Origin of the sequence: Tissierella carlieri (assembly GCF_018917285.1) — a bacterium.
Classification (GTDB): Bacteria; Bacillota; Clostridia; order Tissierellales; family Tissierellaceae; genus Tissierella; species Tissierella carlieri.
On sequence record NZ_JAHLOH010000003.1, the window covers coordinates 1 to 22,027 of the forward strand.

At 33.6% G+C, this 22,027-nt stretch carries 23 protein-coding genes; 21 read left to right on the forward strand and 2 right to left on the reverse strand.

Going from position 1 to position 22,027, the window contains the following annotated elements; translation table 11 throughout:
- Positions 1-17: 17 nt before the first annotated feature.
- Positions 18-584, reverse strand: a complete 567-nt coding sequence (locus KQI38_RS00040; RefSeq protein WP_246565457.1) for a helix-turn-helix domain-containing protein — start codon at positions 582-584, stop codon at positions 18-20.
- A gap of 227 nt (positions 585-811) precedes the next feature.
- Here KQI38_RS00040 and KQI38_RS00045 point away from each other — a divergent pair, with 227 nt between their 5' ends.
- From KQI38_RS00045 to rsgA, 13 genes are all read left to right on the forward strand, one after another.
- On the forward strand, positions 812-1,759 hold the full coding sequence (locus KQI38_RS00045; protein ID WP_216554057.1) for an ABC transporter ATP-binding protein: 948 nt from the start codon (positions 812-814) through the stop codon (positions 1,757-1,759).
- 55 nt (positions 1,760-1,814) lie between these two features.
- Positions 1,815-2,570 (forward strand): ABC transporter permease, encoded by a 756-nt coding sequence (locus tag KQI38_RS00050; RefSeq protein WP_216554059.1) that lies wholly within the window; start codon positions 1,815-1,817, stop codon positions 2,568-2,570.
- 70 nt (positions 2,571-2,640) lie between these two features.
- Positions 2,641-3,378, forward strand: coding sequence for a MerR family transcriptional regulator (locus tag KQI38_RS22535; protein WP_216554061.1), 738 nt, complete (start codon positions 2,641-2,643; stop codon positions 3,376-3,378).
- A gap of 449 nt (positions 3,379-3,827) precedes the next feature.
- A complete protein-coding gene (locus tag KQI38_RS00060) occupies positions 3,828-4,055 on the forward strand; it encodes a hypothetical protein (RefSeq protein WP_216554063.1) in 228 nt (75 codons plus the stop codon).
- Between the two features lie 68 nt (positions 4,056-4,123).
- Complete coding sequence (locus KQI38_RS00065; protein ID WP_216554065.1) at positions 4,124-4,489, forward strand: hypothetical protein; 366 nt, start codon at positions 4,124-4,126, stop codon at positions 4,487-4,489.
- A 249-nt stretch (positions 4,490-4,738) separates the two neighbouring features.
- Complete coding sequence (locus tag KQI38_RS00070; protein ID WP_216554067.1) at positions 4,739-5,230, forward strand: RNA polymerase sigma factor; 492 nt, start codon at positions 4,739-4,741, stop codon at positions 5,228-5,230.
- Positions 5,217-6,512, forward strand: coding sequence for a hypothetical protein (locus KQI38_RS00075; RefSeq protein ID WP_216554069.1), 1,296 nt, complete (start codon positions 5,217-5,219; stop codon positions 6,510-6,512). The genes KQI38_RS00070 and KQI38_RS00075 overlap by 14 nt, the downstream gene beginning before the upstream one ends.
- A 163-nt stretch (positions 6,513-6,675) precedes the next feature.
- Entirely contained in the window at positions 6,676-6,810 is a 135-nt protein-coding gene (locus tag KQI38_RS22175; RefSeq protein WP_276515518.1) for a hypothetical protein, read from the forward strand.
- A 299-nt stretch (positions 6,811-7,109) separates the two neighbouring features.
- On the forward strand, positions 7,110-7,334 hold the full coding sequence (locus KQI38_RS22725; RefSeq protein WP_216554071.1) for a MerR family transcriptional regulator: 225 nt from the start codon (positions 7,110-7,112) through the stop codon (positions 7,332-7,334).
- Between the two features lie 209 nt (positions 7,335-7,543).
- Positions 7,544-8,008 carry a GNAT family N-acetyltransferase gene (locus KQI38_RS00085; protein WP_216554073.1) on the forward strand — a complete coding sequence of 155 codons (465 nt, stop codon included), beginning with the start codon at positions 7,544-7,546 and terminating at the stop codon, positions 8,006-8,008.
- Positions 8,009-8,326: 318 nt separating this feature from the next.
- Positions 8,327-9,337 (forward strand): GNAT family N-acetyltransferase, encoded by a 1,011-nt coding sequence (locus tag KQI38_RS00090; protein WP_216554075.1) that lies wholly within the window; start codon positions 8,327-8,329, stop codon positions 9,335-9,337.
- 505 nt (positions 9,338-9,842) lie between these two features.
- A complete protein-coding gene (locus KQI38_RS00095; RefSeq protein WP_216554077.1) occupies positions 9,843-11,024 on the forward strand; it encodes a GNAT family N-acetyltransferase in 1,182 nt (393 codons plus the stop codon).
- A gap of 477 nt (positions 11,025-11,501) precedes the next feature.
- Positions 11,502-12,551: a ribosome small subunit-dependent GTPase A gene (rsgA, locus tag KQI38_RS00100; protein ID WP_216554079.1), complete on the forward strand. Its 1,050-nt coding sequence runs from the start codon at positions 11,502-11,504 to the stop codon at positions 12,549-12,551.
- A gap of 207 nt (positions 12,552-12,758) precedes the next feature.
- Here the strand turns inward: rsgA and KQI38_RS00105 are convergent, their stop codons facing one another.
- Complete coding sequence (locus tag KQI38_RS00105) at positions 12,759-13,058, reverse strand: MerR family transcriptional regulator (RefSeq protein WP_338114429.1); 300 nt, start codon at positions 13,056-13,058, stop codon at positions 12,759-12,761.
- A gap of 154 nt (positions 13,059-13,212) precedes the next feature.
- Here KQI38_RS00105 and KQI38_RS00110 point away from each other — a divergent pair, with 154 nt between their 5' ends.
- The 8 genes from KQI38_RS00110 to KQI38_RS00145 all read left to right on the forward strand — a co-directional run bounded on the left by KQI38_RS00110 (position 13,213) and on the right by KQI38_RS00145 (position 21,720).
- Positions 13,213-13,629 carry a flavodoxin family protein gene (locus tag KQI38_RS00110; RefSeq protein WP_246565459.1) on the forward strand — a complete coding sequence of 139 codons (417 nt, stop codon included), beginning with the start codon at positions 13,213-13,215 and terminating at the stop codon, positions 13,627-13,629.
- Positions 13,571-14,215, forward strand: a complete 645-nt coding sequence (locus KQI38_RS00115) for a sensor histidine kinase (protein ID WP_216554081.1) — start codon at positions 13,571-13,573, stop codon at positions 14,213-14,215. The genes KQI38_RS00110 and KQI38_RS00115 overlap by 59 nt, the downstream gene beginning before the upstream one ends.
- 122 nt (positions 14,216-14,337) lie before the next feature.
- The gene (locus KQI38_RS00120; RefSeq protein WP_216554083.1) at positions 14,338-15,039 is read left to right on the forward strand and encodes a response regulator; all 702 of its coding nucleotides are present in this window, start codon (positions 14,338-14,340) and stop codon (positions 15,037-15,039) included.
- Positions 15,040-15,409: 370 nt separating this feature from the next.
- Positions 15,410-15,715 (forward strand): AbrB/MazE/SpoVT family DNA-binding domain-containing protein, encoded by a 306-nt coding sequence (locus KQI38_RS00125; protein WP_216554085.1) that lies wholly within the window; start codon positions 15,410-15,412, stop codon positions 15,713-15,715.
- Entirely contained in the window at positions 15,708-16,892 is a 1,185-nt protein-coding gene (locus tag KQI38_RS00130) for a macrolide family glycosyltransferase (protein ID WP_216554087.1), read from the forward strand. The genes KQI38_RS00125 and KQI38_RS00130 overlap by 8 nt, the downstream gene beginning before the upstream one ends.
- Positions 16,893-17,623: 731 nt before the next feature.
- Positions 17,624-19,051: a serine hydrolase gene (locus KQI38_RS00135; RefSeq protein WP_216554089.1), complete on the forward strand. Its 1,428-nt coding sequence runs from the start codon at positions 17,624-17,626 to the stop codon at positions 19,049-19,051.
- 409 nt (positions 19,052-19,460) lie between these two features.
- Positions 19,461-19,793, forward strand: coding sequence for a winged helix-turn-helix transcriptional regulator (locus tag KQI38_RS00140; protein ID WP_216554091.1), 333 nt, complete (start codon positions 19,461-19,463; stop codon positions 19,791-19,793).
- A gap of 73 nt (positions 19,794-19,866) precedes the next feature.
- Positions 19,867-21,720, forward strand: a complete 1,854-nt coding sequence (locus tag KQI38_RS00145; protein ID WP_216554093.1) for a sigma-54 interaction domain-containing protein — start codon at positions 19,867-19,869, stop codon at positions 21,718-21,720.
- Positions 21,721-22,027 lie beyond the last annotated feature (307 nt).

Genomic DNA, 22,027 nt, shown 5'->3' on the forward strand with positions numbered 1-22,027 from the left:
AACTGCGAGAACATCTTTTAATTTGAAGGATCCTCGGAGGCTGTGGATGATTCTCGCTTTTTGTTCTGAGGTGTTCCCTCTAAACGCAGCCTCCTCAATTCTTTTAAATATGCATTCTCAATTCGTAGTTTAAGATTTTCATCTTCAAGTTGTTTAAGATACTCCGTTTCTACATTTATTTTTTTACTCTTATCAAGATTAGTATCTTTTGGTTTATCCACTTTTGGTCGCCGCCCCTTCTGTTTAGGTTTCAAGGCATCAAGTCCAGCAATACGATAATCATTAACCCATTTGCTTATTAATGGTGGATTATTAATTCCAACCGAAAGTGCTAAATCCTGATAAGAAACCTCTGTAGTTAGATACAACTCTACCACATGAAGCTTAAATTCGAAAGAGTAAGTTTGATTTTTTCGTTTTCTCATTAAACCATCAGAGCCAAATTGATTGTATGCAGAAACCCATTTTTGTAAGTCCCTCGTAGAAGAGATATTATATTTTTCAGATAGAAAAGCGAATCCGCCCTTTCCAGCTAAATATTCTTGCACAACTTTCATCTTAAATTCATAACTATATTTTGCCATTTAAAAACCGACCTCCCATCAGTTAGATTCTTAGGTCTAACTTTTGGGGGTCGGTTCAAAGTCTTGATGCTTTTATTTTATATAAATCTAAAGAACAAAGCATTCAGTCAAGTTATGATTCATAGACTTCACTTTTTTATCAAAAAATACTTGACTCTGACCTCAGGGCACACCTTAGACTTAAATTTGACCATTAAATTGGTAAGAAAAATATATGGAGGTGTGTTATGAAATTAGAACAGTCAATTAAAGTAGAAAATTTGAAAAAAACCTACAAAGGTAATATTCAAGCACTTGACGGACTTAGTTTCGAAGTTGATAAAGGAAGTATATTTGGTCTTATTGGTCCGAATGGAGCTGGAAAATCTACAGCAATAAAAATAATGACCACACTTACTAGAGCAGACAGTGGTGTGGTTAGAATTGGAGATTATGATGTAAATACTGAACCGAATCATGTAAGAAAAATCATCGGATGTATCTCACAAAATTCTGGTGTTTTTAGAGAAGGTACTGCTCGGGAAAATTTAATCCTACAAGGGGAATTGTATGGTATGCGTGGCAGTAAACTAAAAACCTGTGTTTCTAAATTGCTGGACAATTTTGGATTAAATGAAGTGGCAGATAGGATAGCAGCGACTTACTCCGGTGGTATGCTCCGTAAACTGGATGTTGCATTAGGGTTAATCCATCGACCGCAAATTCTGTTTCTGGATGAACCTACTACCGGATTAGATCCAGAAGCACGTTCTTCCTTATGGGAAATTATTCTGTCAATGTCTAAACAAGAAAATGTTACTGTTTTGCTTACTACACATTATTTGGAAGAAGTTGATCGACTAGCAGATAAACTTGCAATTGTAAATGCAGGAAAAGTTATAGCTGAGGGAACACCCGCATCCTTAAAAGAAGCCTTGAATGAGGATATGATTCATATATCTCTAGATAGCACAACGGAACTTCAAACCGATGTCATTGAAAAAGCTTTGTCTTCATTAAGAAACATCTTTAGGGTCGAAATTGATGGAAATATCATCAAACTACGTGTGGCTAATGCATCATCTACTTTGGTTGATGTTCTTCAAGTACTTGCTGCTAATCAAATTCACGTTTTAAATACATCTATTATTCCATCGACAATTGATGAAGTATATCTTAAATACACAAAGAAGTAAATTGACAAGATAGAATTTTAGAATAAAAATTAAATAATGAAAGTAGGGTTAAATTATGCTAAGAATCATTTGGAAGATGACATTACGAAGGTTGAATCCACTGCTAAAAAATCCGATTGCTATTATTATTTCGATGTTTCAATCCATAATATGGCTGGTGCTGTTTGGTAATTTGTTTTCAAGCGGTACTAAGATATCTGGATTTGAGTACAATTCGTACATTGCATATATGCTTCCGAGCATTATAATAATGAATGTACTCTTTATCGGCATCTACCTTGGGCTAGGAACAATCTCTGATTTACAAAGCGGTGTATTACAGCGGTTTTTAGTCGCTCCGATTGGAAGACTGAGTATTGTATTTAGTGATTTACTTTATCTTATTGCTCTTCAATTAATTCAATCAGTAATACTAATTTTAATTTCTCTATTAATGGGAACTAGATTACCCTTGGGTCTTTGGGGAGGATTATTATATATTGTTGTGCCAATAATATTTGCTATGGCTGTAGGTTCTTTATCCATCAGTACAGCTCTAATTACTAAAAAGCATGAATCTATGATAAATGTAATGCAATTTTGTTCTATGCCACTGATGTTTTTATCTTCTGCATTTATGTCCAAGGAATTAATGCCAAAATGGATAAGCTGGATAAGCAGAATCAATCCTGTTGATTGGGCAATAAGTTTAGAGAGAGCTGTGGTTAATAATCATGGAGTGATACCATACACTATTGCACTTTTCGTGTTTGTGATAGTTAGTGTAGGATTTTGCGTGTATTCATTTAATCTATACAGACATTCTATATAAAAAGTATTTAAAAAATGACTTGACTCCAACCTAAGGTAAGAGTTTATAGTTAATTGTGAGGTGAGGCTAAGTGGTATATACAGTACATGAGGTAGCTAAAATTTCTGGTGTATCAATTAAGACGTTGTACCATTATCATAAAATTGGATTATTAATGCCAGAAAGAGTGGCTGAAAACGGCTATCGTTATTATGGAGACAAGGAATTGAAAAGATTGCAACAGATTTTATTTTATCGCGAGTTGGATTTTTCTTTAGAAAAAATTAAAGATGCATTAGACAATAAGCCAAATCGACTGAATTGTCTATGTGAACAATACTCATTATTAAAAGCAAAAGAGCAAAGGCTTGCAGACATTTTGCGTACGCTGGAAGAAACAATCCAACATGAAGAGAAAGGAGTATCTATGAGTAAAGAAAAAATGTTTAATGGATTAAATAAAAAGGAATGGGAGGAAGCAATTGCTTATCAAAATGAGCATTTGCAGGAAAAATACGAATATGGAATTGATACAAACGAAATCAATATAGATATAATGAATGAAAAGGCCAAAGAAGCAACTGAATTTATGTCGTTTATGGTAGATTCCTTAAGAAATGGTGTAAGTGTCAATGACAAAAGTGTATTAGATAAAATTGAAAAGCATATCCAGTACATGCAAAAAGATATGAATATTGATTCAGAAGGTTTCGCAGCTCAAACCAGATTTTTAATGATTGACGATTTTCATAGACAAATGCTTGAAAGACAACAGACAGGTTTAAGCTATTATATTTGTTTTGCAGCAGAAAACTATGCAAAAAAATAAAGAGAGCTTTATATAGAATGAAGTTTGCTGTGAGAGTTAGCAATGATTTTATAAAGGATAAAGGTCAATTTTTGCAGTATCTATATATATTAAACCAATAAAAAAATATATCAACTACATTTTTGAAGATTTAAAGTCACTAGTAATATGAAGAAAAGTGTTTTATTACGAAATAAAAATTAAATATAGAATCCCATAGAGGCGAAGTCTTCAATCAACTTTATGATCGATAGGCTTCGTTTTTTTTATTTAAAAATTAAATCAAAAGGAATGAGAACAATGTCAAGGTTTTTTATGTATGTCACATCATTAGGAGGAATAGGGAATTAATAATTACAATATTGAGAAATATTGGAGTATACTATAAAATTATAATAATAATGTTGCTTATATTATAATTATTTACTTTTTAAAAATATATCCAGCTGCCAAGTGGATAGTAGGTGTCCATGGCATTTTTATTGTCACCTCGAGGCACATGTGGAGAGTATAATAATGATGGTGTATTGTGGTTTGAGGACTGTTTTAAGGTGAGAAATGGGCTGGAAAAACCACTTTTTACCCCCATTAAAATAGGCAAAAATATAGATAACATAGTGGATTTTAAAGATGAAAAAGCGTTTTGGGTGGATTTAGTCAAGAAAATGAGTCTGGTTTTTCTGATTATACCTAAGTAATTAGAAATGTGGGAAAATGATTTTGTAGGACTACCTAAAGTAAAAATAAGAATTTGAGGTGAAATGCTATGGACAAATATACAAGAGAAGAATTGGTAGAAGCGCTACAGGTTGTATCTTCAACTATCAGTAAATGTGAAAAAATGCAGCTGAAATTCGCGGAGGGTACATCTCAGCACACACTCCTTAAGAACAGAATAAGAGCAATGTATATTTCAAAATTATTAATAATAGATGAAAATGTTATGGACAAGTATACAAAAGAAGAATTGATAGAAGCACTACGCCCTGTATCTTCAGTTATCAGCAAATGTGAAAAAGCACAGCTAAAATTTGCGGAGGGTACATCTCATCACACTCGCCTTAAGAACATAATAAAAGCAATGTATATTTCAAAATCATTATTAACAGATGAAATTAGTAAAAGAGGTTAATTCCAGTTTTTCGATGAGATCATGAGTATAATACGAAGCGAGCCAAAATCCAATTTGCTGAGCAGCCTGACTCCGTATAGATGGATTCGGACTGCTATTTTTCTACATGCTGATGATTGTTGGTTGATACTTCTTAAAGATGGTCAAGCACTTTCTTCTGTCCCATACAATAGAGTATAAACTTTTTCAAGATACTTTGCAGCCTTTTTGTCATCTAAAGCGTATAGTAGGTTAAAGGAGGTGAAGCAAATGGCATTTAAGTCCTATCGGCCGGAGGACTTTGAAGAATTTGTAACAAAGCATGAAAATAGGATTTATCGCACTGCACTCGCTATTACAGGAAACATATCTGATGCCGAGGACATAGTGCAAGAAGTATTTCTGCGTGCTTATGAGAAGGCTCCCGAATTTGAATCAGAAGAGCATGAAAAGGCGTGGCTCATAAGGGTAACAGTAAACCTCTGCAACAGTCGACTGCGATCCCCTTGGCACAAGCGAAGAACGCTGCTTCTTGATTCTTATCCAGCTTCAGAGCCGGAGCAGTATGAATTACTTGAGCAAATCGTGAACTTACCGTCTAAATACCGCACAGTCATCCATTTGTTTTATTATGAGGGTTATTCCATTAAGGATATTTCTGAGCTGACCGGGCAAAAGGAAGCCACCGTAAGAAGTCATCTGACTCGAGCTCGTCAGAAGCTTAAATCTGTTTTAAAGGAGGACGATTATGAAAGCATATAACGAATACATGAATAAAATATTGGTTTCGGAAACGTTACATCAAAGATTAGTATCCTCTCCCGACAATGCCAGACTTAAGAGCCGTCCTATTATGATCAAGCGCTATGTCGCAGCCTTTGCTTGTCTTACCGTTATCTTGCTTGGTGTTCTAACAATCCCTCAATTAATGCAAAATAATGTAATACCGATGCCGGGCGAAACTCCATCCGTTTCCCAGCCCAGTGAAAATGCGGTGGCGCCCGACACGGCAAGCAAATACACTCTATATTTTAATAAAGCTGATTTTCAAGTCGCAGCCAACATCGCTATTTCGGGGCATTTTGGGCAAGAACTAACCGTCGATGAGCTTAATGCTGTTTTTCCCGCGTTGGTAAATACACATACCATTACAGCAACGGCGAATTTTCAAAGTGATGAAAATGGAGCAACCCTATTCAATATTGATGCTCATGCCGTGTCCGCTGCCGGACTCAAGACCTATATCCAGATTGGACCCGGTGCAGTCGTGCTCGACTATGGGTTTGACGTTGAAACAAAAGCCTCAGATGTCCTGGGAACACTAGTCACAGCTGGGTATTTTGAGACTAACTCGAACAGCAAGGGGCTTAGGAATGTCATCTATTTTGCGACCTTCAAGATTTCGGATGTAGCCTATTATGTGGAACTTGGTGGCGCAGAAGCAGAAAAGGAAGCTCTCAAGAATGAAATATCTGAGTTGATCGGCCTTCTGATTAAAGGAGGTGCTGGGGATCTTAATGTATTTCACCCGGTTGTGCCCGAACTGCGTGAAGAACGGATCAATCTTGATGAAGCCCGTGCCGACGTTGATTTCGGCGCATATTTACCGGCAGAAGTCCCTGCTGGATTTGTATTTGAGGATGCCTTACGCTTTATCAATCAAGAGCAGGATGCACTGTTTGTTAACTGGAGAAAAGGTATGGGATATATCGACTGGCGCGTTTCAATACTGAATGATAACGACAAAACGCGTATCACATCTATTGTAGACAAGAAGAATTACTACCTCTCACTCTATCCTATTCCCCGCGCCGATTCATTGCCTGACGATTTACGGGATATTGTTGATAATCCAATTTTCCTCAGTGAGGAGATAACGCTCGAAGCTGTACAGGCACGAACATATGAGATTATGGATACAGGTGATGAATCAGGTTCCAGAATGTGCTTCGGCGTGTTGTATGGAGATATCCTTGTGGAAATCAGGGTAAAAGGTGCTTCAGCGGAAGCAATGTTTGATATCTTACAGCAGATTAAGAAATAATCCCAGTTGGCTGATTCGGAGTAGTATGTGTAAAACCGCTCCGTATCTTGGTTACATTCCGACTAAAGGGGAATTCGTTATTAGCAGTATAGACTGCCTAAATCAGTTCGCTGCCTTGATTAAAGATATAGGAAAAAACCAATTGACTTATTTTGAAAAGCTAATGGAGTATACCGATCCAAGAAATGAAATAGGGCTAAAAGCATTAACCGAACACTATTATGAATTTGAACTGTTTGACAGAATCAAAGATGCGGAGCATGTGGAGTGTTGCTCGCTATTAGTTTTGAAAGAATAAAGAGGTAAGACAGTAATATAAGGCAGAATTTTAGTCTGTGCCGTTACTTATGATGGGGATTAAAATAAGCTTTTAGCAGAGTCACGATATTGATATCGTGGCTTTTTAATCTAAACATAAAACTAAGTAGTGGGGTTTGAATTTAAAAAATGTTTAATGCTTATTAAAAACCTATTGTAGTTGACCCGACGTCAAGTGATATTATTATGCTATAGACATGTAAGACATCAAAAGAAGGAGGTGCTTAACAAAATAAGTCAACATATACCTATTCATGAGGTTGCATCTCTCAGTATGATTTGACTTCTCGAACACTGCGGTATTGGGAACAGAAAGGGCTCTTCAGTAGTTCTAGGGATATGCAATCAAACTGGAGAGTGTACGATAAAGTGCAGAGTATGGCTGGACAGCAAGTATTACGATTCCGTTACCTGAGTACCTTGAAGAAGAGCGGATTCCTGGAGGCTTATATGCATCTTTTAATAGTACAAATGAGGTATATGATTGATGGCAAGTACAAATAAGGCTACTGAAGGAATGTAAAGAGTATGAGGTAGATAATGGCCGCTCGTGTCTTGAAGAACATATACGCAATGGCGAGTGGGGTGTAAGAGGTAATGATTTCTATTTAACCTTATTGGAACCTGTAAAAAGAATGTAATTTCCAATATTCTATAGGCCATTGCCACTAACTGGAGGTTAGCACAAATTTTATGGTAAGGATGTGTATAGTATGATAAATTTTGCTGTTGCAGAAATGAAGGACTTAGAAACATTAAGGGAGATTTCTCTGAAAGCATTTCATGATGATCTGAGAAAATATGGCGCATTGCCACCTGGAATTGATTCTATAGAATGGCATACTTCTAAAATAGAAAAGGGTATGTACTACAAAATCCTAGTGGATAATGTGATAGCAGGAGGAATAAATTTATACGACTTGGGAGATGGGCATTTCTGCTTAGGGGCTATTTTTATTTCTCCAGAATATCAAAGTCAGGGGATTGGTTCAAAGGCAATTGAATTCATAGAAAATAAATATGACCAGGTTAAGAGATGGACCTTAGATACTCCATATCTGAATACTGGCAATCATAGGTTCTATGAGAAACATGGTTATAGGAAGGTCGATGAGATACAGCCCCAAAAAGACGTAGAATTTTACCTCTATATTTATGAAAAGCAGATGGACGAATAATTGATAGCTTGGCGGTATTTATCAGGAAGTTTGTTGGAAAATTTAACAAAATTGTTCTGCTATGTTATACGGTAAAAGTATATATGTACAGGAAAAACCTCTGTTATAGCTGTTATGGTGAACTGTACCACAAGTAAATACAAAAATAGCCTAAAAGCAAGAGCTATCAATGCTTATAGGCATTTTTTGTTTCTGAATAGGGGTTAAGATTCGAAAATATAAAACAAAAAATTAATAATTGATTTTTTACATATCTAGTAATAATCTATTATGGTAGAATATGTAATATAATGTAAACTTATTAAGGGGGGAATAGAAATGAAAATATGTGAGTTCAAGCCAATTAGCATAGATGATATACCCGCAATGGCTGATTTGCTAATAGATAGGCAAAATTTTGAAGGTGAAGTGTTTCCGTTTCTAAAAAACAGTTGTCTTAATGTTAAATATGCAACGGATATACTTGGAAAATTGTTTGTTAATAATAAGGTCATTGGGATAGGAGCATTTACTAATAATGAACTAGTAGGTTATATAATCGGAGAGATAAAGATTGATACCCTTAGAGGTAGACACGTATGGGTGCCCTATGAGGGAATAGCGATCAGAATGGATCAATCCTCTGAACTTATAAGGAATCTATATGCAAAGGTTTCAGTGGCGTGGCTAGAGCAAGGTTGCTTTATGCACTACACTATAATACCTCTTGGAAATCAGGTGTACTATGATGCCTACCAACGATTAAGCTTTTTTATCCAGCAAGTACACGGGGTAATGAACATGGAGGATTACAAGCCCTTTGAAAATGTATCTGATGCAGAAATTAGAGTTGCTAATAAAATGGATAGTGAAATGATGGGTAAAATGTCTAGCATAATCCAATCGTATCATAATTCTGCACCTACGTTTGAGCCTGCGTTACCTGAGGTTGTATTGGATATGAAAGCTGCATATAAAAGTATAGTAGAGGAAAATGACGAAATGTTTCTCATTGCGATAAAGGATATGAAGGAATTAGGATTTCAAGAATATTGTCCTATTACTTCAGATTTGATGACACCCGACAACGGAGTAGAGTTAGGTATTGCAGGTACTTACTATTCTCAAATGGGAAGAGGTGTTGGTAAAAAGCTAATGAATGAAGGCTGTAGGATTATGAAAGAAAAGGGATATAACAGTATGATAACAGATTGGAGAATAACCAACCTTGCTTCTTCAACATTTTGGCCTAAGTGTGGGTTTAAGCCAGTAGCTTATAGAATGGTTAGATACATTAACAGTAATATAGCATGGGCAAACTTTAACAATCCGAGTATAAAGTTGTTGTAGCAAATTCAGTCAGGTATTCTTTATCCTCACTAACAGAAAAAATGGTGCGATCAGCTACACATAGAAAAGTAAAGAGCATGGAAGAACGAATCATAAGCAATCAACATTTGCCTCAATGGGTACAGAATGGAATGAAAGTCAAGTGCTAAAAACACACAAAAAGCAATATTTAAGTATGAGAACAATATTTTAAGTGCACAAATTGCAGATGACTATTCAATTGATATGATTGATTTAGGTATTGCAAAGAAACATTTTGAGCTAGAGGCAGAAGGAAAATTTGGATTAGGAAATGGAGGTATCTTCCATCTAAAATAAAACAATGGCAGATGGCAATTACCAAGAAAACCATGGAAACAGGCAGTAAAACTGTGAGAAATTTAGGTTAAGGTTAAATTTACATGGCTATAAACAGGAATTTGTTGAAGGGATTATTATAACTATAAAGTGAGCAGAACTAAAAATGTGAAGACAATAATCGCTATAAGAAGAGAGGATAAAAGCTATGAAATACGAAATTATACATTTACCAAAAGAGAAGTGGAAGGGAACCGTTATTCCAATAAGGTATATAACAGACAAGTATTATGATGTTTATATAAATAAAACAGATAAAGGATTTGCTATTGAAATAGAAAAGAAAGATTTTATAGAGCCAGTAACTCATACACCAGAAGAATATGATTTTCCAGATAAGCTATATGAGGATCACTGGGAGAATGCTTATGCTTGGGGAGTGTTAGTTGATGGTGAATTAGTTGCTGCAATTGAAACTGACCAAGAACTATGGTCTAATCGTCTAAGAATTACAGAACTTTGGGTGGCAGAAAAATATCAAAAGCAAGGAATAGGTCATGCGTTAGTTGAAATGGCCAAGGAACAAGCAAGAAGAGAACGTCGTCGTGCTATTATACTAGAAACGCAATCTTGTAATGTTAATGCAATAGATTTTTATCAGCATGAAGGATTTAGCTTGATTGGTATGGATACTTGCTGCTACAAGAATAATGATTTACAAAGAAAAGAAGTAAGGTTAGAATTTGGATGGTTTCCAGAAGAAAAGAAAAGATTAAATAGAGAAGAAATAGAAATTAGAATGGAAACAAGGTCAGATTGGTACAATGTAGAGCTAATGACACAGCACGCATTTTGGAATAAACATCATCTTGGATGTGACGAACATTATCTTGTGCATAAATTACGTCAAGATAAAGACTATCTTCCAGAGCTAAGCAGAGTAGCAGTAAAGGATGGAGAGATAATAGGATGTATAATGTATTCAAAAGCACGAGTTGTTGATGGAACAGATACACATGAAATTATAACCTTTGGACCTCTTTGTGTAGAGCCTAAATGGCAGGGATGTGGAGTTGGTGAGTTGTTATTAAGAGAAACAATGAAATTAGCTGCAAATAAGGGGTATAAAGGGATTGTAATTTTTGGAGAACCAGATTATTATCCTAGAATAGGATTTAAAACATGTGACAACTTTAACATTACAACTGCCGATGGTAAAAACTTTGATGCATTTATGGGAATTGAATTAGTAGAAGATAGTATGAAAGGTATAAAAGGAAAATTCTATGAATCGGAAGTTTTTGAAAATCTTCCAAAGGAAGAAGTGGAAGAATATAATAAAAAATTCCCACAACTACAAAAATTAAGATTTCCAGGACAATGGGATTAATAAAGTATTAAAATCAGTTTATACAACCTTATTAACAGAGTAATAATTTTAAACGTACCATCGAACCTATAAATTTCAGTTTATCTTTATAAAAGCATGAGGAGTTGTCTTATTACCAATATAGAAAATAAATGCACTAAGATGTAAAAGTTTTGGTGCTCTTTTTTTAGAGCAAGGGCATAGGCACATTGTCAGCTAAGATGAATTATATTCATATAATTGAAAATTATGGTTGTATTTTCTATTTCATTTTAGTACAATATAAGAAAATACGGCTTTCAATTTAATTTCGAAAGGAGTTGATTAAATTATGGCAAATTTGAATACGGTGATGAATCAATAATTTAATACTTGAGTGTACGTCGGAACTGTGTTTTTTTCCGTGTACTCTATAAAAATAACCCTTTTGAAAATACTGTATAAACAGAACTTGTCGATGGGCAAGTTTTTTTTGTGCAAAAAATTGGAGGTAATACGGTGAGATTTGAAGAAATTTATAAGAACGAAAGGATTCTGACAAGAGAAAAAGATAATTTAATTATAGCGCGTGTTAGCGAAGTACAGAGAGAATTATTCAAAGTACTATGTCGATATGGAGAAACAAATGCAAAGTTAAAAGGTGCTTTTTATAAAGATAAAATGAATAAAGAGTATCCTGTAGTAGGAGACTACGTTCTTCTAAAATATAATGAAAATGGAAATTCTTTGATTCATGAATTATGTGAACGAAAGAGTTCTTTTTCTAGAACAGATTTTTCAGGACATGCTGCTGGATATGTTAAAACAGTGAAAGAGCAGGTAATAGCAGCCAATTTTGATTATATATTTATTCTTTCATCTTTGAATCATGACTTTAATTTGAATAGAATAACAAGATATATTAGTGTGGCTTTACAAAGTGGTGGAAAACCGATAGTGATTTTGACAAAAGCAGATGAATGTGATAATCCAGAGGCTTATATAGCACAGGTAAAAAGTATATCAGAAAAGGCAGATGTTCTTGCTATTAGTGCCAAAACTGGATATGGAATGAAACAATTAAATGTATATATACAGGCAGGAAAAACCATAGTTTTTTTAGGATCTTCTGGTGTAGGGAAATCGACGCTTGTAAATGCAATTGCAGGGGAAGAAATTATGGTGGTAAGTGAGATACGTCAAAATGATTCTAAAGGAAGGCATACAACAACTCATAGACAGTTGATTGAGCTTGCTTCAGGGGTAATTGTTATTGATACCCCAGGAATTAGGGAACTTGGAATGTGGGATGTTGAAGATGGCATAAACGGTACGTTTTCGGATGTAATTGAACTTTTTACTAAATGTAAATATCGTAACTGTAGCCATAGCAAGGAGTCAGGATGTGCAGTAAATCAAGCAATTGAAGAGGGAGGTCTTTCCAAAGAGAGATGGAAAAGATACTGTCAGCTGTCAAATGAAAATGAATGGGGAAAGAATAAATCAATATATACTAAAAAAGAGAAATTGGAGAATAAGATAAAAAGGGGGAGAAATAAGAAGGATTGATGAAAGAGTGCTTGACTTTGCACAAAAAAAGAAATACAAAAAGGTAATGGTATTTACAAATGAAGGTGATAAAATTTGTAATAAATAGATAAAAAATTATATCAATGTTTTTATGGTTATTGATATAGAGTGTGGAGATACAACAGAGTAAAATTAGAGATTAGGGGATACTGTGAAAAATAGTATCCCTTTTTTAAAATTTGGCATTCATAGATGAGCGTCTATTTTAAATAACGTTAGGGGCATGAATGGGGACGGCTCGCAGGGATTTTGAGAGAGGTGAAACTCCTCCTGCCAGTCTATAAATTGTTTTATTTCCTTAATAGGCATTCCAGTATTCTTAAGACAGCAGATAAGGGAGAGTATTTCCATATCATCTTTTGTAAAGATACGATTGCCTGATTTATCTCTTCCGACATTGGAAAGTAGTCCCTCACGGTCATAGTATCTTAATGTATATGTTGTTAAGTTCACTTTTTTAGCTGCTTGTGCTATTGTATAGTTCACTTTCATCACCTCATATAGTTTTGTACATATTATATAACTTACACTTAAATCTAAGTCAAGCATGTTTATGAAAATTTCTTTTACAAATACTATTGACTTACAGTTAAGTGTAAGGGGTATACTTACCGTATAGAAGAAAAAGGAGTGTGAATTTATGAAAGTAATAGCTATTAATGGTAGTCCTCGTAAAAATGGTAATACAAGTCAGGCGCTCAGAGTTATGGCAGATGAACTTGAACAGCAGGATATAGAAGTTGAAATCATTCAAATTGGTCAGCTAAATATTCATGGGTGCATTGGCTGTGGATACTGTTGGACTTCAGAAGAAAATCACTGTGTTTTTAAAGATGACATTGTTAATGAGGTTGCAAAAAAAATGCGTGAAGCAGACGGCTTTATTCTTGCATCTCCTACCTATTATGCAGGAATAGCAGGAACAATGAAGGCTTTTTTAGACAGAGTATTCTACACAAGTTCAGATTATTTCAAATATAAAGTTGCAACTTCTATTTTTGAGAACTCCACTTACTGGTATTATAGGTGCCAGCTCTACTCTATTGGAAGAAGGTAATAAAATACCTTATGAAGTACAGACCAAATTAATAGAGGGAATACAAAATGATTCTCAATGGCTTTTAAATATGATTGAAAACATATTGTCCATTACAAAGGTTCAGAAAAATGATATGGTGATTGATAAATCAGAAGAAATCGTAGAAGAGGTTATAGAAGGAACTGTCTCAACTTTCCGCAAACGTTTTCCTAATGCTAAAATCATTGTAAATCAGCCTGAAAGTGTGATTTTACTTCCCATAGATATTATGTTGATCTCCCAAGTCCTTATTAATCTTTTAGAAAATACACAAAAACACGCTCAAGGTCAAAGGTCAGATGTGGTAATAGAAGTAAAAGAAATGGGTGATTTTGTGAGTTTTATTATAGCAGACAACGGTCCGGGGATCGATCCAAAGATTCTTCCCATGTTATTTAACTTTACGGTTACGTCAGAAAATCCATATAAAGATTCAACACGAGATTTGGGGATTGGACTTTCCATTTGTAAAACTATAATCAGAGCCCATGGAGGAGAGATATATGCAAATAATCGGCCAGAAGGCGGGGCACAATTTATGTTTACAATACCGCTTTGCAAGTAGAAATATGAAAAGAATTATTAATAGACACAAAGATTGTATCTGGAAGGGGTCTCTTACGAGCCTTTTCAGAGATTGTTTGTGTCTGCAACTCAGAGGGTGTAAGTTGCTAGAAAGGTATTGCTATGAAAAATAAACACGTTATTATGATAGTAGAAGATGAGGAAGCAATCAGCGAATTCATTTCTGTGAAATTAGAGTTACAAGGCTATAGAACGCTGAAGGCTGTCAACGGGCAAGAAGCAATTTCCCTTGCTTCATCTCATTGTCCGGATTTAATCTTACTGGATTTAGGACTGCCGGATATGGATGGTATAGAAGTAATTGAATCTATTAGGAGTTGGAGTTTAGTTCCTGTGATTATTGTATCGGCAAGACATGAAGAGAAGTTCATCATATCAGCTCTTGACAGTGGTGCAGATGACTATATTACAAAGCCTTTTAACAATGCTATTTTAATGGCAAGAATTAGAACTGCTCTGCGGAAAGGGCATATGTCGAAAATAAAGAACAGCAAGGTGAATCAATTCTTTAGTTTAGGTGATTTATATATTGATTATGATAAGAGAATAGTAACAGTAGCTGGAAAAGCAGTACATTTGACTCCTATTGAATACCGAATTATCGTCTTGCTCTCTCTGAATGCGGGTACTGTACTGACCCATGAATTTCTATGCCGTGAACTTTGGGGGCCTTATGTGAGCAAAAGCAAGGCACTTAGGGTCAATGTTGCAAACCTTAGGAGAAAAATTGAAAAAAATACGGCGGATCCCCAATATATTTTAACAGAAATGGGAGTGGGATACAGGATGTTAGAAGAAGTATGATAGTCTACAATTATCATATTCATTTGCATCATCTAATGAAGTACACCAATGTTTTAAGATGTAAAAAGGCTTGAATGCATTAACAAATATAAAAAATATATACTATAAAGTTTTTGAAAAAAGAATAGAGAAGTAAATTTAAATATCGAGGTTATAAATATTATAATTAAATATATAAGTGTGTTTTTGTCCTCTAGACTTATAGGCCTAGAGGATATTTATATTTAGGGAGCATTTTTACTATTATCATTACAACTTAGGAAATATATATTTATCTAGTAATATTTAAGTTAGTTAATTGACAAAATTTCAATATAAAAGTATAATTAGTATAACTGGTATGAAAAGTAATACTGAAAGGGAGTGTGCTATGAATAAAAAAACTTTGGAAGATAAATATATGGGTTCTGTGAAGGTAGGTTCAAAGGGGCAGATTGTTATTCCAAAGGAAGTAAGAGATATGTTTGATATTTCTCCAGGAGATACTTTAATTTTGCTTGCAGATGCTCAAAGAGGTATTGCAATTGAACGGTATGATGTTTTTTCTAAGATTGCTGATGCAATTTTTGCAGGTAAAGCACAGGAAATTTATCCATTAGAATCGGAAGAAGATTCACTTATTTTTGCAAAAGAAATAAAAAAATTGAGTAAGTCTGGAGAAGAATATGATGAGTAAAATAGTATTTTTCAGCATCCCAGCTCATGGACACACTAATCCTACTATAGCAGTAGTAGATGAATTGGTAAAACGAGGTCATGAAGTTTGGTATTATTCTTTTTATGAGTTTCAAGAGAAGATTGAAAATGCAGGTGCAAAATTTATTCCGTGTGATAACTATTTACCAGAACTTACGCCAGATGTAGAAAAGAAAGTGGGAAAGGATTTTGCATCCCTTATAGAGATGACAGCAGATATGACTATGAGCCTAGATGAAAAGGTATGTAGAGAGCTTAAAGAATTTCAACCACATTGTATAGTATCAGATTCTATATGTATTTGGGGAAAATTATTTGCAATAAAATTAGATATCCCCTATGTTTGTTCTACTACGACTTTTGCAATGAATAAACATACTGCAAGGGTGATGAAACAAAGCCTAAAAGAAATATTCCGTATGCTTATGGGCATTCCAAGAATTAATAAAAAAATAAATCTACTTCAAGAAAAAGGTTATAAGGTAAAAAACTTTATAAGTATTATTCAAAATGATAATGATACTGATACAATTGTTTATACATCCAAAGAATTTCAGCCTATGGCAGAAACATTTTCAGATAAGTATGCTTTTGTGGGGCCTTCTTTCCAAGTTCCAGAAATTGAACAAATTGAAAAGAAATATCCACTGATTTACATCTCATTGGGAACTGTATTGAATCAAAATAGACATTTTTATCAAAACTGTATTCAGGCATTAGCTGATGTAGATTGCCAAGTTATCATGTCTGTTGGAGAGAAGACAGACATTTTTAGCTTTGGCAAATTGCCAGATAATTTTAAAATTTATCCTAAAGTTAAGCAATTAGAAGTTTTGCAACAGACTGATGTGTTTATTACCCATTGCGGAATGAATAGTATAAGTGAAAGTTTATATTTTGGTGTGCCATCTGTTTTATTTCCATTACATAGTGAGGAAGTTATGGTGGCAAACCGAGTATCAGAATTAAATGCTGGGAAAAGATTAAAGTCGAGTACTGCGAGTAGCATCCGAGAAATTGTTTTACAAATATTGAATAATGTATCCTATAAAAGAAATGCAGAAGTAATTTCCAAAAGTTTGCAGAAAGCTGGAGGAGCAAGTGCAGCTGCAAATAAGATAGAGAAGGTATGTAATGAAAGCTTAGATATATATTGAGCCTATAGTGTCGCTAAAAAATAAATAGATGAATCTAAAAATCTATAAAGGATTTTAGGCAGTTAAAAGCATAGGATAAAACTGGCAGAATAGAGTATAAAGGCATCACTTAGTAATAATCTAATTTTAATTAATTAAACTGTCTACTTTGGAAGTATCATATCACTTGTTTTATTTCCGTATATTGTATAAAATGGTATTAATAAAATTAAGGAGGTTTGATGAAATTGGTAATAACTACTTGCTAATTAATTTTCTAAATAGAAAATTGTATCCAAAAAAGACTTTAAATGCCTATATAGTTAGGTTTATTTGGTGTGCATTTTGGAAATTTAGTAAGTGGAAGTGCCCATTTTATAGAACTAGAATTAAATCTTAATTTTACATAAACTCTACATAAGAATATATTCTCTTAGGAGTATTTTATAATCCATAGGAGAGTTCTGCTTTAATATTCTATATTAAGAACTTGACCTCAATGAGTTTTAAGCAGATCGCCGAAATCTTTGATTTCGTGCAAGTTGCTTATGCAGTGGCTAAGAAAAGCTGCCTCAAATGTTTTACTAGAAGCTTTTCTTATAATGTAAAATAATGTTTATTTTAGGCTGTAAGAAGCATAAAACTTCTTACAGTTTTTTGTTCTATTAGAAACTTAATAAACATAAATCTTGATTTAAAGGGATTAGTATAGGCATTAAACAGTATAAGAGAACTTAAAAGGAGAGAATAATATGGAAATTAAAGAAAAAATAATAAGAGATTTAGATAGGATAATAAATGAATATGTAAATGAAGAATTTGTGCCTGGATTGTCAGTAGGTGTGGTATATGATAACGAAATTATTTATATAAAGGGTTTTGGTGTAAAGAATGTAGATACAAAGGAACCTGTAGATGAAAATTCACTTTTTCACATGGCATCAGTATCAAAAACTTTTGTTGCTACAGGAATAATGCAATTGGTGGAACAAGGGAAAATTCGATTAGATGAATGTGTGATAGAGTATTTACCTTATTTTAAGCTTAAAGATGACAGATATAAAAATATAACTATAAGGCAATTATTAAGTCATATATCAGGTATGCCAGATGAAGATGATTATGAATGGGATAAACCCCAATATGATGAAGAAGCTCTAGAAAGATATGTTAGAAGCATTAATGAAAAGGAACTTATGTGGGAACCAGGAGAAAAATTTGCTTATAGTAATATCTCTTATGAGATTTTGGGAAACGTTATTGAAAAAGTTTCAGGTATGTCTTTTGAGAAATGTATGAAAGAAAATATTCTCAATGTTGTTCAGATGAAAGAAAGTAATTTCTTAAAACCGTTAGTTTCAAAGGAATTACTTACAAGTCCCCATGTCTTAGATATAGAAAATGTATATGGTGCTGTAGTCAGTGAAATTTTTCCTTACAATCGTGCACATGGACCAAGCTCTACCTTGTGTTCTAATGCAGTTGAAATGTGTAATTATGCTATTGCTAATATGAATGAAGGAAGATTTGGAGGAGAGAAGATACTAGAACCTAATAGCTATTCAGAACTTTGGGGAGAATATGCCTCTACAGACTGGGGAGGATATACTTCAGAAATTGGTCTGGCATGGTTTTTGGGAGAATATAAAGGTAATAAAGTTAGATCCCATAGTGGTATGGATACAGGATTTAGAAGTAATTTAATAATCTTGCCTGAGAGAGGAATTGCAGTTGTTGTTATGATCAACTCAGATTATATTGGAACTAAGATTTTATGTACGAGTATATTAGATATACTTTTGGGGGAAGAAGTTGAGTATATAAGGAAATCACTTGCAAGTCATATAGTAAGAACAATGTTTAGCAATAATATTGAGATAGCGCTACAGGAATATAATAAAATAAAGCAAGGCTCTATTGAAAAGTATCTTGTTTATGAGGAGGAGTTTAATGCTATTGCTTATAATTTGCTAGAGAGAAAAAGAATTAATGAGGCCATTGAAGTACTTAAATTATCAATTCAAATATTTCCAGAATCAGCTAATCTTTATGACAGTCTAGGTGAAATGTACTTACTTCAAGATAATAAGGAACTAGCATTAGAAAAGTATAAAAAATCAGTAGATTTGAATCCTAATAATATAGAAGGTAAAAAGATTATAGATGAATTAAGTAATTAACTTGTGACCTGTTTGAAGATATCTATATTTTGGAACTATGTCAATGTTTTTGATAAGAATTTAGGCTAATAAAGCAGAGAGTTTTGAAACACTAGTATTTTGAGCAAATAAAGAAATAGGATAATTAAGATATTCTGCAAAGATCTTGATTATCCTGCTTTATTATGGATAATTTTCATTAAAAGGTAATATTTACTCAATAAAATGAGTTCTTACTCTTAGTTCGTATTGGGGTTTAACTACTCCAGGCCATGTTCTCACCTAGTGTACGCATAGTTTGTAAGTCTTCTTTAATTATAATTAGCTCCAATTGACAAATAAATTAAATCACACTATAATTATATATCGAACTATAATTTGAACAAGTACGCACATTTATGTTATATACTAGTCAAAAGGAGAGTGTAAAATGAGTATAGAATGTATTTTAGAGGGTAATTTAGAGGATTCTGGTTTTAGTTATACCATTTCACTTATTAATGGTAAATATAAGATGGTAATTCTTTATTGTCTCGCAAATTTCGGAGTTGTACGTTACAATCAATTGAAGCGGTATATAGGGACAATATCCCATAAAACTTTGAGCATGTCATTGAAGGAGTTGGAAGCTGATGATTTGATTGTGCGTATAGAATACCCTCAGATACCGCCAAAGGTAGAATATAGTCTGTCAGAGCGCGGAGAATCTCTGATGCCTATTTTGGATGCATTGTGTGAATGGGGAGAAGAAAATCGTAGATAATAATTTAGTTTTACAGTATATATAAATGTAAGAAGATTTCATTAGATATATTAGATATCAAGAGGTGAGAACTTTGAATAAAGAATTATATACATTTGTTCAACAATGTGCAGAAGCAATAGGAAACTCATTAGATGTGGAAGTAACAATTATAGATAGTAATTATATAAGAATTGCAGGTACAGGTAAGTATAAAAAGGAAATTGGAAAGAAAATACCAGAATATTTTGTTTCAGCCAGTGTTATTAAAACGGGTAATAGCTATATGATTGATAGTGAGAGAGATAATGAGGTATGTAAAAGATGTAGAGAATATCAAGATTGCGATGAGAAAGGACATATAAATATTCCAATAACAGATGGAAAGGACATCTACGGAGCAATTAGCATACTATGTTTAAATGAGAAACAATTTGATATTTTATTGAAAAAACAAAACTCATTGCAAAAATTTCTCAAGAATATAGGCGATTTGCTGATATCCAAGTTTAAAGAAACCGAATATGTAAAGCAATTAGAGTTAAACAATAGTCAATTTAATGTTATATTCTCATCTATGAGTGACGGTGTATTGATGACAGATGAAGAAGGATTTGTTATTAACTGCAGTGATGCTATAAATAAGTTGCTTAGGATATCCAAGGGAAAACTATTGGGGAAGAATGTGTTAGATTTTTTCACTAACATTGACATGGAGCAAATTAAGAACAATGAGGATCATTCACAGTTTATAGAAATAACATTTAAAAATCGAAAGAAAAAGTTTTTAAGCTTAGTAAGTACTATAATTATAGATAATTCATTTAAAGGGATAATCCTTGCTCTGATGGAGGATACAAAGCTTAATACTTTAATCTATAGCAAGATGAATACTCATCAGATTTTTACGTTTGATGATATGATTGGTGAGAGTCAAGAGTTTACTGACATCATTGAAATGAGTAAAAAGGCTGCTAATTTTACTTCTAATGTATTAATTTTAGGTGAAAGTGGTACAGGTAAAGAGTTGTTCGCCAGATCTATTCACAATTACAATAAGCCTATTAGTACTCCATTTATTGCTATAAACTGTGCTGCGATACCGGAATCCCTCCTTGAATCGGAGCTATTTGGATATGAAGAAGGTGCTTTTACAGGAGCTAAGCAGACGGGAAAGCCGGGAAAGTTTGAACTGGCAAACGGTGGCACTATTTTTCTTGATGAAATAGGGGACATGCCCTTGCACTTACAGGCTAAGATACTAAGGGTATTACAGGATAGAACCATTGAGCGAATAGGAGGTATAAATCCTATACCGATAAATGTTAGATTAATTGCTGCAACTAATAAGGATTTAGCATCTGAAGTTAGAAAAGGTAATTTTAGAGCAGATTTATATTATAGGCTAAATGTTTTGCCAGTTAGAATGTTAAGTTTAAGAGAGAGAAAGCAAGATATATTAGTATTAGCAAATTTATTTTTGCAGAGATATAGTAGTGGAAAAATCAGTAATATAGAGCATGCATTAGAAACAGATGCTATAAACTTATTATATGAATATGATTGGCCTGGTAATATCAGACAGCTAGAAAATGCTATGGAGTATATAGCCAATGTTTGGAGAAAAGATAAAAAATTAAGTATAAGAGAACTTCCAGAATACATTACACATAGCTCTGATAAGTTAGAGGGCTCTATATTGATAGATATCTTAGGAAACAATACAATATGGATTCTTAGAAAAATAATGAATTTTAATGGATTGGGGAGAAGATATCTAGCAGAACTTGCTAAGGAAGAAGATATAGACTTAACAGAAGGAAAAATTAGAAGCTTGTTAAATAGTGCTGAGGTTCTTGGTTTGGTTGAAACTAATACTGGAAGGAAAGGTACGGTACTAACAGAAAAGGGTTACAAGCTAATGTCTTCAATAAATAATATTAAATAAATGACCCATATATTCAGAGATAATAATAAATTTAAAGGAAACAGGCTAGATAATGGGAAGAAATTTTACCCTAAAATAACTTAAGTGCTTGTTAATCCTTGAAAATTGACTGTTTATCTGATGGCATATAGTTTGCATATACAGTTAATAGGTTTATTATATTAATGTTATAAAATAATTCTCGGAATGGCTCTGTAAACTAAATATGAAAAAATAGTACAATATCTTCATAGAATTGCTCTAAGTTTCTTTGGATTGCTCTAAATTTCGCTTTGCATATGATAAAGCTTCGTCTATGAAATCATCA